Source organism: Bacteroidota bacterium (assembly GCA_030706745.1).
Lineage (GTDB): Bacteria > Bacteroidota > Ignavibacteria > Palsa-1295 > Palsa-1295 > PALSA-1295.
Genome location: JAUZNX010000004.1, coordinates 142,960 through 155,671, shown reverse-complemented (window position 1 = coordinate 155,671; position 12,712 = coordinate 142,960). Strand labels below are relative to the sequence as shown.

Genomic DNA, 12,712 nt, shown 5'->3' with positions numbered 1-12,712 from the left:
TCCTAATCGCTTAACCGTTCGCGATCAATCTGAAATCTGACACGGGCGCGGCGAACATTCACTGACAGAATTACTGCTATCGAACTAATCACCATGCTCCCAATCAGCGCCTGGAGCAGGATCATCGAGCGATGCGGCCCGGACTTCTTACTCGGTGGAACGGCGTGATCCAGCGTCACGAATCCGTAAAGGTCTCGATTCTCATCGAGCTTTGCCTGTTCAAGCGATGGAAGCAGAAACGCTTTGAGCTTGCTCTGAATTTCGACTTCGCGCATGAGCCGAAGGTAGCTGAGCGCAACATCGGGCATGGAATTCGTCGGCACAAACGAGCTTGCCTTCGTATCCATCCCGACCTGCATTTCTCCAAGCTTAGAACTTAGCTGTTCGATTGTGCTTCGATATACGGCGGCCTCGCTCGAATTCGAACCGTACATCTGCTGAGCATTATGAAGTCCAATTTCGGCCATAGACTTCTGCCCTTCAAGTTCCGCAAGCGCCGTCATCTCGGCCCGCGCCTGCTCGGTGATCGAGAAGACCCCGAACTTTCGTTGGAATGCACCCAGTGCTGCTTCGGCTGAATCAAGATCGGCAACATTGGTATTGTATCGCTCCTCTACGTATGTCAGATTGTGGACCGCCTCCTCTTTTGCAAGCCGGCTGTTTATGTTGTTGATGGCATCGACAACAGCATTAGTCACTTCGGCGGCACGTTGCCGACTCGTGTCCTGGAAGCTGACAATGAAATTGCCCTCTTCGGTCAACTCGCCATCCAGGTTGGTGGCAAATTGCTTGATGGCATCGTCCATCGTGGGAGCGTCATAGACTTGTTGAAAATGGAATTGCTTAACGAGCCCTTCTTGCAACTCCCGGCTCCGCATGAGTGAAAGTGGACTGTAGCTGTCTTCTCCACCTTTGAGTTTGGCGAGTCCGATATCTTTTAATGTGCTGGAAATTCCGGATGTAACAGCATCGAGTCCGCCCCCACCCGCGTGGCGTGCCGGAAGAATGACGGCATGGGCCGTGAACACATTCGGCATTGCCGTGAATGCGTAGAAAGCGGTTGCGGCAGTGACAATAACGGTCACGGCCAGGATGAGCCACTTATGCAAAAGCACAATAGTGACACTCTCCACCCAGGCTCGGCGAGCCGGTGTTAGCGGCACGGAATCCGCGAGTATCGGAATGTTGTCCGCGCCCACGGCGGGCGTTTCTTTATGTCTTGGATGCACTTCAGGAAGATTCGATGTCATATTCAAAAACGGTCGGCAGTCTAAAACAACGCGCGCACCCCAAAGGCAACCAGCGTCTCTGGTAATTCGCGAGGCGCAAGCGAAACAGATCGGCCGCCGAGGTCAATGCCCGGAGTGACCGGAGCTTCGTTTAAGTAATCGACGCCCTTCTTTGTTCCGCGCGCAAAGACAACCAGACCACGCCATGGTTCGAAGCTGAGTGTGGCCGTCAAAGTAAGAATATTGACGCGACGACCATTTAGAAAATAGGTCTGATTCTCCTGACCTTCCTTGGACATGCCAAGCGTGTAATCACTTCCCGCATTGTAGAGCAATGTCCCCACCGTGTCAAAGACGTTTTCTCCGCGCTGCACGAACTGTCCTTCAAATGCAGCCGTCCATTTGGCCGAAGGGACCCAGCGCAGCATGGACCATAGACTTTGAGCGTTCGGCCCGATTTGCGCTCCCAAAATCGTCTGCGAACTTGAATATTGCGTGTGCGGATCCCAATGAGTATATGTGTAAGGATCGACACGAATCCATTCCATTTCCCAATCGAGATCGTGCATCCCGAAAGCGCCGGCCCACATTGCGCCAAACTGCCAAGCCCATTTATTGCCCCAATATCCGGTCCCGATTTTACTTGCGACCAAATCATCGAGCAAAGCTTGGCCACGCAATTCAATCCCTGGCGCCAGACGCCATCGAGCGTGCGCTCCGAGCAGGCTATTATCCTGATCTTGCTGATTGAGCTGGTGTTTTACCGTCCCCAGAAAAGAAAATGGGTTGAGATATCCGAGATCAAGCCGCTGAGCAAACACCATAATGTCAGTGAAGCCAAACTCGACATTGTGGCTCGTTTGAATCGTCAGATCATGAAGCGCGAGGTACTTCACAGGCAAGGCCGGAGCAGGTTCCGTAATCGTATCGTCGACCAATGAGGCGAGCATTGCCTGATACCGAACGGCTTCCGCATGGGCGCTAAGTGACAGAAAGTCGAGGAATGGCACGCTTGGCGAGAGTAAAATATTATCGCTCTGAAACCCTCCGCCAATTCCTGCCTGCTCACGTGCCAGCTTAGCCGTGAACCAATCGTTATCGTATGCCAATTCAGCAGACGTGAAATCGAAGAACTGCTTGGAAAAATATCGAAGATCGTTATTACGACCGAGTATTGGGTCTTCGAGTGCAAGCGCGGCATCGCCTACTCGTTCGCCATTGGTGGTCTGCATATAGTATCCAACGCGACCAGTTAGAGTCCCGGAGAATCGTCCGCCGACTGTTAATAGTCCTACAGAGGCAGGATCCGGTTCGGTCTTTCGACGAATGTCGATGCTGCCGACAGCATGCACAAAAAGATCGGATTGTGTCGAGTCATCGAACCAGCGATACAGATACTTATCTTTATCGGTAGGAATACCGCCCCAGAACAACGGCTCGGCTTCTCGTGCAGGGAACATCGTCACGGCCTCGCGTGGCTTATGAGCGTAAGTCCTCAAATACTTTTGCAGCAGTTCGGATTCGGAACTCGAAAGTGTGCTCCCTCGCGCTTGTTCGAGAAATTGGGAAACCTCGTATTCGGTGAGTGGAAGCTCGGTTTCCGAATATCCTTCGATAGTACCCCGTACCGAAAGGTGGCGTAAAAACGCATAGACATCCTCGCCAATCGGCACTTGTTCGACACCGATATGCGGACGCGATGTCAACACCTGCGCGAGCAGTGTGCCTCGGCAGAGAACGAACAGAAGCAACGCGGCAATGAGCCGGCCATAGCGCATCGAAAGTTAGGGTTTCTTTATGAAGACCTGATACAATAGCACGAGAAAGCTTCCAATGCTCGTAAACATCGTGACAAGCGATGTCAACTCGTTGCGTTTGACATCGACGGGAATATCTGGTTCCTTCGGTACAAATATCTCATCTCCGGCCTCGATATGCGTATCGCTAGGGTCCATCCATGCCTTCGTGCCTGCTTTGATGATTACTGTCCTGGATTGAACCGCACCCTCTGCAAAGCCACCTGCTCGGCTTACATAGAAGTTCAACGACGCACCCTCCTGATATGGCACATAGCCGGAGTGATTGACAAAACCGGAGACGTAAACTGTCGTTGGCCGCTCTGGAATGATAATCTCATCTCCATCAGCGAGCGCGATATCCTCCGACTTGTCACCATGCACCAGCAGCCGATCCAAATCAACGACAAGATCTGGTTGCCGCATCGACATTTGCCGAACAAAGCTGAATGTGTCCTCGACTGTAATATCAGCAAGCCTGGTTGACCGACTAATGTCATCCAGAGATCCAGCCTGGACTTGGCCCGTATGCCCGTGCCGCAGCACTCTCCCGGCACGCGGATATGCTTCGGGAGTCAGCCCCCCAGCTTCTTTGATCACATCGGAAAGGTGAGTCTGGCCGTCTTCAATCGGGAATGCACCGGGGGATCCAACTTCGCCCCGAACAACGACGACGGCGGCGTGAGTTTGTTCCCTCTTGCCACGAACAATCACCCGATCGCCACGCATGAGCGCAACATCCGGCTCTCGACCTGACTCGATCGCCAAAAGATCGTAGACCTTCGTTGTGGGGTCGGCATCCGCTATTACGCGCGTCAGTTCGACATGCTCCATGTCTGCTTGCGACTTAGGCCCAAAGGCGTATTTCACCGCTGACGAAAGTGAATCGCCTATTACATATTCGAATTCCCCAGGCGACTGAACGGCGCCGTAGACACCAATAACGCCAGCAGTTGCATCGCGAAATGGCACATCGATGACATCTCCTTCACGAAGAAGAGGCGAAGCCTTCGGATCGTGCATTGCGTCATAGCGCACCATATCGAGCCGCTCCCGCATACCATCCGGATGAGAAATCGTAATGTACCTCTGACTGGCAGGCTCCAACTGTCGGTTGCCAAATGCGGATTCAATTCGTTGACGCTGTTCCTTTTCGTTTTTCCGTTGCCGTTCAGAGGCCGGGTCGCGGGGCGCAGCATCTGTCGGAGGTCTATTCGCAAGATCAACTGGCACATCAGCGCGAGTCGATGCCAATAATGCAAATCCGCTCGGCGTCAACACATCCCCTTGCACCTTAACATAGATGTGTCGAGGTTGGTAGATTGTAAGGCTGAGAGGATTTTGGCTGCTTGATGGATCTTGGCGCAATCGATCACTCGAAAAACTTTTGAAGAGTCCGGCAGCCTTGCCATAGACTTCACTGCGAAGGTCCGCCAGCGTTTTGCCATGAGTCTGAAATTCTCCAATATGCGGAATCAGCAATATCTCGTCTGATGAGACGACTGGGAAATAGGCTTGGTCGCTCGTCCAGAATCGACATTGGAGCACATCGCCAGGTCCCAGATGATACTCTGCCGGATCGACCGCGCTTGCAAATACCTGCGCCTCCAAGCTTGTGGGTGGTGTAAGAGACTTATCGGTAGCAGATGCACCAGATCCGATCGTTGGAATTGGCGAGGGAGCCGTCATTTGTGCTCGGACTCCCATCGGCGCGCTCACATAAATGATTATGCCGAGCAACAGCCAACGGGATGTGCGAACCATGATATCTATGTTCCTATTGAGATTGCGTTTCACAATACTTCCATTAATACTCGAACGATCCGATCCGATGCGTGACCGTCCCATAACTCCGGCACTGCTGCCGTCTTCCATTTGCCTTCGAACGCCTTCCGCGCATACTCGAGAATCTGCAATGGATCGACTCCAACGAGTTCGTTCGTACCCACACTCACCGTCACAGGTCGCTCCGTATTTTCCCGAAGTGTAATACAAGGCACACCGAGCGCCGTAGTCTCCTCTTGAATACCACCAGAATCTGTCAGCACAACGCGGGCGTGCGCCTGAAGTGCTACGAAATCGAGATATCCGACAGGATCGATGAGTACCAGTTGGTCATTGGCTTGCACGCGTGATAACAAATCGTACTCGGCGAGCATTTTTCGCGTTCGCGGATGGATCGGAAACACAATGCGCGCGTGGCCGTTGGTGGGTGCAAACGACCGCATTGCCTCGAATAACTCCACAAACATCGTGAGGGAGCGAGGATCATCGACATTGCTCGGCCGATGCAGAGTCACAAGTGCATATTCATGATTCGTAATCGCTAACTGGTTCGACAACACTGGAAACCGTGCTCGAGCCAGATCCAAATATCTGTAGAGTGAGTCGATCATCGTGTTGCCAACATAGAAGACTCGCTCGTCTGCAATCCCCTCATGCTTCAGATTCTCGAGTCCGCTCGGCTCTGTCACGAAGCAGAATTGAGAGAACTCATCGGTCACAATGCGATTGATTTCTTCCGGCATCGAGCGATCGAACGAACGAAGTCCCGATTCGATATGACCGAGCGTTCGGCCTGCCTTTGCTGCGACAATCGTCGTTGCCAGCGTGGAATTCACATCGCCGGGGACAAGGATCAGATCGGATTTCTCCTCCGCAAGAAGGGATTCCATTGCGATCATTACCCGCGCGGTTTGTTCGGCGTGAGTTCCTGAGCCGGCGCCCAGGAAAATATCCGGCCTCGGCATTTCCAGGTCGCGAAAGAACACGTCCGACATGTTCGTGTCATAATGCTGGCCAGTATGCACGAGGAGCGTTTCGAACGCGTAAGGCGCGATGCGCTTCATGGCCTCGATGACCGGCGCGACCTTCATAAAATTGGGCCGAGCACCGACGATGAAAATAATTCGCTTACGCGTATGGGGCATGGTCCTATAGGTCAGATAGGACTAATGAGTGTTCGATGGTGCGCGGTGACCCGATCCAAGAAGCACGATCTTGCTACGAAGAATTGGATCGGAGATATGCTTCGTCGCATTTCGCGTGTCGATCACGACCGCAGAGTGCTTCACGATAAACTCATAATCGTAACTCGTATGATCGGTAGTGATGACAACGACATCGGCGGCTTCGAGCGATTCCTTCGTCAGCTCTTGAGCGGCAAAATCAGAACCCTTGACCCAGAGATTGGGGACGAATGGATCGCAGTATGCAATATTGTTGACCCCCTCATCCATCAGAATCTCCATGACGCGAATCGCGGGCGAATGGCGCGTGTCATCGACATCGCGTTTGAATGCGACCCCAAGCATCAGTACTTTGGCATCCCGCAAACGGACTGGCAGATCGGCTACAGCACGAAAGACAAGATCTTTGACATAGAACGGCATCGATTCATTCGTCTCAGCAGCAAGCGTGATGAAGTTCGTTTCGAAATCGTGCGCGCGAGCCTGCCAGGCAAGATAATAGGGGTCGATCAGAATGCAATGCCCGCCGATCCCCGGCCCCGGATAGAACGGCATGTAGCCGAATGGCTTCGTGGCAGCCGCATCGACCACCTCCCACATATTGATGCCACCCATACGATCGCACAAACGCGCAAGTTCGTTGACAAGCGCAATATTGACCGAGCGGAAAATATTCTCGAGGAGCTTTTCCATCTCCGCCACTTTCGGCCCACTGACCGCAATCACTTGCGCAATAATCTGCTGATTGGTCAGAACCGCGAGTCGGGTGCATTCCGGCGTGACGCCGCCGACGACAATCGGCGTATTAGCCGTCGTAAACTTTTGGTTGCCCGGATCGATTCGCTCAGGCGAAAATGCGAGAAAGAAGTCTTGTCCAACTTTCTTGCCTGTCGCTTCGAGGATTGGCAGCACGATGCCTTCCGTGGTATTCGGAAACGTCGTTGATTTCAGAATGATGAGTTGTCCATCCCGAAGCTGAGTCGCAAGCGACTCTGCCGCACTCACAATGTAAGTAATGTCTGGATCCTTGTTCGTCGTGAACGGCGTCGGGACGCAGATATACAGAACATCCAGCGAACTTACTCCATCATAGTGCCTTTGGGCGCGGAGCTTACCGTTCTTCAGGCATCCTTCCACGACCTCATCTCGCAAATCCTGAATGTAATTCTTGCCGGCAGTAAGAGAGTCGATCTTGTTCGGATCGAGATCGATCCCGACGGTTTCGAAGCCCTTGACAGAGAATTCAACCGCAAGCGGCAGACCAACGTAGCCCAGGCCGATGACACCGATTTTCGCTGTCTTATCGCGGAGCTTCCGCTCCAACTCAGCGGCAGGCGTGCCGTGAATGGCCGAGCCATTTGTTGTGGCCTCAGCTACCGTCTTGGTCCCTTTGATCTTGTTCGCTGCTATTTCCATTTAGTACCCATCGCTGACGATGAAGGGAGAATGGCAAAGGCCCCTATACTGCCCCATTTCAACAGAGTTTCGGGCTAACGCGGATGAGTGGCAAATACTTCCCCGTGCTGCCGTTGGGAAGGACATAGGCAATGAGAAATGCCTGCTTGTCTCTCGGAATCTTGGTCGGGAAAAGAATTATTTGTTGAAACAAGTGTTGCCGTCCGTCGTAATCGTTGTTGTAACAAATATTTTGTTTTCTAATTGATGGAGATGAGTATGAACGCAAACGTAGATGCATTAGAGAAACCAATTGCTGCGATTGACCCCACAGCAGTATCAACAGAGACACTTCCGAAGTGGACGCTTGATGCCACCCATTCGCACGCCGGATTTAGCGTGAAGCACCTTATGATCTCAAACGTCAAAGGCGAATTCCGCGAGCTGGCAGGCGAGCTCCAGTTCGATCCGCTCAACATCGAGCACTCGAGCTTGCTCGCAACGCTCCAGGTCGCAAGCATCGAAACGCGCGAGGCGAGCCGGGACGCGCACTTGAAGAGCGCCGATTTCTTCGACGCGGCCACCTATCCTGAGCTGACATTTCGATCCACGAATTGGCAGCACACGTCCGGCGACGAGTTGATCGTCGCAGGCGATCTCACAATCCGTGGGGTCACACGACCGGTGAAATTGAATGTCGAGTCCACTCAGATCGTCAAAGATCCATGGGGCGGCAGCCGGATCGGATTCAGCGGACGGACCAAGATCAACCGTAAGGATTTTGGCCTCATGTGGAACGCCGCGCTCGAAGCTGGCGGCTTCGTGGTCGGCGACGATGTGACAATCACCCTGGAAGCGGAGTTCGTCAAGGCTTAGCCCAATACTATTTTCCAAATACTCTTTAATAAGCCCTCTCGTTTGGAGAGGGCCTTTTTTATTTACCTGGATTTGAACGAGCGACCCAATATGTTTGGTAGAGATAGTTCTCCACCCGACCAGCCATGTTGAATCCTTACGTCAAGCTTCGTGATGAACTTCGTTCAGCCCGGCATGAACCCGAAAGTATTGCTCGTTTGCGGGAGTTCAGTCCGATTTCTTGGTTTTTCGAACGTGTGCTGTTTTGGGCCGAGTTCGTTTCGCCCTCGATTCTCTTCATTCCAACACGCTCACTCACGTATGCGGCGCTGAAAGATCTCGATGATCCTCGCGAAAAAGAATCTTATGTCATCGAACGCATGCTCCATCGCGCCCGGCATGTGGATCTGTATATCTTGCTCTGGGTCGTCTTCGAAGTACTGCTTGCATTAGTGCTGCACGTAGCGAATGCGTTATGGTTACTCATTATGATCCGTGCCCTCATGGCGTTGCGCGTCATCGACATCGCGCAGGCCAACATCAATCTTAACGTGTTCGACCGATTGCGCTTTGCCGAGACGAGTCACGTGACGGTCTCGGTCACTCGCAACCTCATTCTCGCTGCGATCACCTACGTTGAGCTTGTCGTGGTCTTCGCAGTCGTCTATGCGACCATGCCACTGAATATCCACGGCGTCGCGCACCTCTATGATTGCCTCTACTTTAGTATGACGACACAGCTTACGGTGGGCTATGGAGATCTCCACCCGGTTGGCGTCGCTCGCTATATCGCGACCATTCAGGGCATGGTCGGACTCTTCTTCAGTCTGCTCATCATGAGCCGCTTCGTCTCGTTGCTGCCAGCCGTGCGCACTGTCTTCGGGGATGACGCTCGGCATGAGCAAAAATGAGTTTACTCCACGTAGCGAGTAATCTCCTCTTCGCTGAACCCATACTCTTCTAGTTCCTCGGCCGTGAATCCAATCAACTCGGGTTCGGTATAAAGGTGGAGTCCGGTCTTCTCCTCAACGATCGTACGGACTTGCTTCACAACCGAAAGGACTTCGTCCGCCGTCGCTTGACCGGTGACATTCAGCACGACGACCGGCTGCGAGGGATTCAGCATCACATCGCCGCGCCGAAAGCCTTTCAGTCCGCAGGCTTCGAGGATGAAGGCGCTTGCGACTTTCACTGGAGATGGCAAAGGGTGGTGGGCAATGGGATCGGTTCTCGTAATCTGATGCAACCGCCCGACATGCTCTGGCAAATTGCGACGGAAGAGCGTTAGAAGATGCCCGAACTGCTCGCCAGATAGCACCGAATTTTTGAAGAACGAGCCAGCATTGCCCTCGACTGACTCGGGCGGGAAAGGAAATTTCTTATCGCGGATTTCTTTGATTGCTTCGCGAATTTCTTGCTGCGTCGGCTCGGGATTGTTTTCGAATCGCTTCTTTACATCTGGATACGTGAGATTACGATGCGGCTCCTCGCTCAATCGGAGCGTCGTATTGAGGATCACAAACCGGTTCTTTTCGGTCGTATTGAAGATGCTCTTTCGGTAACTAAAGCCACATTCTTCTTTTGTGAGCGTTCGAAAGGATTTCTTTTTCCTGTCGTACACCTCGACGCTCACCAACACCTGACTGATCTCCTGCCCGTATGCGCCGACGTTCTGGACCGCTACTGCGCCCGTTCGTCCCGGAATACGCGAGAGATTCTCGATGCCCCAGAGTCCTCTCTCGACTGCGAATTGCACCACCTGATCCCAATACTCGCCGGAGGCAACTTTGAGTTGGCCACTTCCTAACTCAGCAATCCCCTTGTTCTTGACATTAATTACGAGACCAACAAAGCCGTTGTCGCTGACAAGCATGTTACTGCCGCCGCCGAGGACTAACGTCTTCAGCGCATGTGACTCTGCGTAGACCAGAGCTTCGGGAATATCCTCTGCGTCCGCGATTTCCACGAATTCGCGCGCGGGTCCGCCGATCTTGAAGGTCGTCAGTGGTTTGAGAGAAAGACTCTTTCGGATTTGAATCATGTAACTATTTGCACGCGTGGGACCCTCGCTGCGATACCGGTGAGAATCTCATACGGTACTGTTCCGATTGCCCGTGCGAGGCCCCATGCATCGATCCCATCGTTCGAGGGTGTGATGAATTGAACAAGGTCACCAGTCTTGACATCATCCTCGCCAACATCGATCATTACCTGATCCATGCAGATGGCGCCAACGATGGGATATGTCTTGTCGCGGATCATTACCACTGCACGGCCAGTAAGAAGACGTGGATAGCCATCGCCATAACCAATTGGAACGGTTGCAATTTGTGTGTCACGCGGAGCATGCCATCGGAGATTGTAGCTCACGCCTTCGCCCGCTTTCACATGCTTCTTGAACACGACCGTGCTTACAAGTCCAAGCGCTGGTTGTAGCTCTCCACCATATTGCTCCTGCAATTCCAAGCTCGGAGCATACCCATAGAGCATGATGCCAGGACGCACCATGTCAAACGCACTCTCGCACGGCAATTGGAGAATGGCACCACTATTGGCGGCGTGTACCAGTGGAATTTCGATTCCCGAATCCTTCGCCTCACGAACGACAGCTTCGAATGCGGAGAGTTGCCGCCGAAAAAATGATTGATCGAGTTCGTCACTTGTCGCGAAGTGTGTCGCGAGTCCGACCAGTTCGATCGACTCTTCAAGCGATACAATTTCTCGTAAGAACGGGATTGCATCCTCTGGTTCGACACCCATGCGGCGCATGCCGGTATCCACTTTGAGGTGGACTCTTGCGCGAGCACCGGTGGCCTGCGCTCGTGCCGCAATCGCATGAAGTGTCTCGCGATCGGTCAGCGTAAAATCGAGTTGATGTTGCAGGAAAAACTCCGTCTCGTCTGGCAAGACGCCAGTCAACACCAGGATTGGGAGCGACGTAAGTCGGCGGAGCCGCGCGCCTTCTTCTTCGGTCGCAACTCCGAAGTAACCGATCTCCTGACTCTCAAGTGCAGCGCGCGCGATGATGTCGAGGCCATGACCGTAGGCATTCGCCTTGACGATCGGCATGATGCGCGCACGCGGGCCGATCCTGCTTCGCACGAACTTGAGATTGTGCAGGAAGTGCTCGACGTGAATTTCGGCACGGGTGGGACGCATTCGAGTTGTCAGGCTCCCGCTAAAGACTTCTTGTATTCGCTGCGGTTCGACGTCATTAGAATGACTTCATCCACCAGACTCTTGATCCCCTCGAACACATCGGCAAGTTGAGCATCGTCGTACATGTAGGCTGGTGTCGTAACGATGCGGTGCTCCCGGTCAACGTGGATCTCGTGTGCTTGGGTTGCGATGTGCGTATGCCCGAGCTTTTCAATTTCCATCGACGCATCGCCTATAGCCCCAACGGTAAGCTCGAGTGGCAAACCAGGAAACGCGAGCGCAAGCACTGCCGGAGCGATACAGATGGCGCCGATTGGCTTCCCCTCTTCATGGAATTGATGGAGAATGTATCCCAACTCCGGCAAGACATTTCCGCTCGAACCTTCGTGAGCAAACGATGAGTGGTTCTTCGCCGCCCCAAACCCTCCGGGCATGATGAGTGCATCGAACTCGCTCGACCGAAGCTCGGCGAGCGGCGACACACTTCCGCGCGCGATGCGCGCGGACTCCACGAGCACCTCACGGCGCTCGGCAACCGGCTCACCGGTCAGATGGTCGACCACATCGCGCTGAACGATGTCCGGCGCGAAGCATTCGGCCTCGGCACCAGCCCGGCTGAGTGCCCAAAGGACGCCGACGGCTTCACGGATCTCAGAGCCATCGAGATACCCCGAACCCGATAGAATGACTGCGATCTTACTCATGATGATCAAAGATTTTGTTTCACGGACGAGTGAACAATTTCAATACCGTGGGCAATCCCTCATTCGCCAAAGGACTGAAACCTCCGTAAGACACAGCCTGTTAGGCCCGGACGATTATGAACACACCACTTGTCGGTATTATCATGGGAAGCGCCTCGGACTGGGACACGATGCGCGAGACGCAGAAGGTCCTGGCAGAGTTTGGGGTGCCGCACGAGTACAGAGTGCTTTCGGCGCACCGGGCGCCGAAGGCCGTAACAGAATACGCCGAAAGCGCAGAAGGACGCGGCTTGAAAGTAATCATCGGCGCGGCCGGTGGCGCAGCACATCTGGCCGGGGTGCTGGCGGCGCAGACACTGCTGCCGGTGCTCGGAGTCCCCATCGAAAGTCAGGCGCTCAACGGGATGGACTCCCTCCTTTCGACGGTCCAGATGCCGGGTGGAATTCCGGTCGGCACGCTGGCCATCGGGAAGGCCGGCGCGAAGAACGCTGCTCTGCTCGCTATCGCAATGCTCGCAACGACCGATTCCGCCCTCCGCGAGAAGTTGCAGGCATATCGCGAGAAGCAGACTTTGGCGGTACTAAACGCCAAATTGGAAGGATAA

At 53.7% G+C, this 12,712-nt stretch carries 11 protein-coding genes; 3 read left to right on the top strand and 8 right to left on the bottom strand.

What is annotated here, in order from left to right:
* Window positions 1-2 precede the first annotated feature (2 nt).
* From Q8902_06995 to Q8902_06975, 5 genes are read right to left on the bottom strand one after another with little or no spacing between them, the layout of a single operon-like run.
* A complete protein-coding gene (locus Q8902_06995; protein MDP4199300.1) occupies window positions 3-1,250 on the bottom strand; it encodes a Wzz/FepE/Etk N-terminal domain-containing protein in 1,248 nt (415 codons plus the stop codon).
* 20 nt (window positions 1,251-1,270) lie between these two features.
* A complete protein-coding gene (locus tag Q8902_06990) occupies window positions 1,271-3,007 on the bottom strand; it encodes a hypothetical protein (protein MDP4199299.1) in 1,737 nt (578 codons plus the stop codon).
* 6 nt (window positions 3,008-3,013) lie between these two features.
* Window positions 3,014-4,789 carry an SLBB domain-containing protein gene (locus tag Q8902_06985; protein MDP4199298.1) on the bottom strand — a complete coding sequence of 592 codons (1,776 nt, stop codon included), beginning with the start codon at window positions 4,787-4,789 and terminating at the stop codon, window positions 3,014-3,016.
* A 29-nt stretch (window positions 4,790-4,818) separates the two neighbouring features.
* Entirely contained in the window at window positions 4,819-5,955 is a 1,137-nt protein-coding gene (wecB, locus tag Q8902_06980; GenBank protein ID MDP4199297.1) for a UDP-N-acetylglucosamine 2-epimerase (non-hydrolyzing), read from the bottom strand.
* 21 nt (window positions 5,956-5,976) lie between these two features.
* Window positions 5,977-7,410: a nucleotide sugar dehydrogenase gene (locus tag Q8902_06975; protein ID MDP4199296.1), complete on the bottom strand. Its 1,434-nt coding sequence runs from the start codon at window positions 7,408-7,410 to the stop codon at window positions 5,977-5,979.
* Window positions 7,411-7,668: 258 nt separating this feature from the next.
* Here Q8902_06975 and Q8902_06970 point away from each other — a divergent pair, with 258 nt between their 5' ends.
* Entirely contained in the window at window positions 7,669-8,265 is a 597-nt protein-coding gene (locus Q8902_06970) for a YceI family protein (protein MDP4199295.1), read from the top strand.
* 125 nt (window positions 8,266-8,390) lie between these two features.
* Window positions 8,391-9,155, top strand: a complete 765-nt coding sequence (locus Q8902_06965; GenBank protein MDP4199294.1) for a potassium channel family protein — start codon at window positions 8,391-8,393, stop codon at window positions 9,153-9,155.
* Window positions 9,156-9,157: 2 nt separating this feature from the next.
* On the opposite strand, the gene Q8902_06960 is transcribed toward Q8902_06965, so the two are convergent.
* Genes Q8902_06960 through elbB form a run of 3 tightly spaced genes read right to left on the bottom strand, consistent with a single transcriptional unit; the run spans window position 9,158 to window position 12,107 of the window.
* Entirely contained in the window at window positions 9,158-10,285 is a 1,128-nt protein-coding gene (locus Q8902_06960; GenBank protein ID MDP4199293.1) for a UDP-N-acetylmuramate dehydrogenase, read from the bottom strand.
* A complete protein-coding gene (gene alr, locus Q8902_06955) occupies window positions 10,282-11,403 on the bottom strand; it encodes an alanine racemase (protein MDP4199292.1) in 1,122 nt (373 codons plus the stop codon). Before alr ends, Q8902_06960 begins: the two co-directional genes overlap by 4 nt.
* A gap of 8 nt (window positions 11,404-11,411) precedes the next feature.
* Window positions 11,412-12,107 (bottom strand): isoprenoid biosynthesis glyoxalase ElbB, encoded by a 696-nt coding sequence (gene elbB / locus Q8902_06950; GenBank protein MDP4199291.1) that lies wholly within the window; start codon window positions 12,105-12,107, stop codon window positions 11,412-11,414.
* A 116-nt stretch (window positions 12,108-12,223) separates the two neighbouring features.
* Here elbB and purE point away from each other — a divergent pair, with 116 nt between their 5' ends.
* Complete coding sequence (gene purE / locus Q8902_06945; protein ID MDP4199290.1) at window positions 12,224-12,712, top strand: 5-(carboxyamino)imidazole ribonucleotide mutase; 489 nt, start codon at window positions 12,224-12,226, stop codon at window positions 12,710-12,712.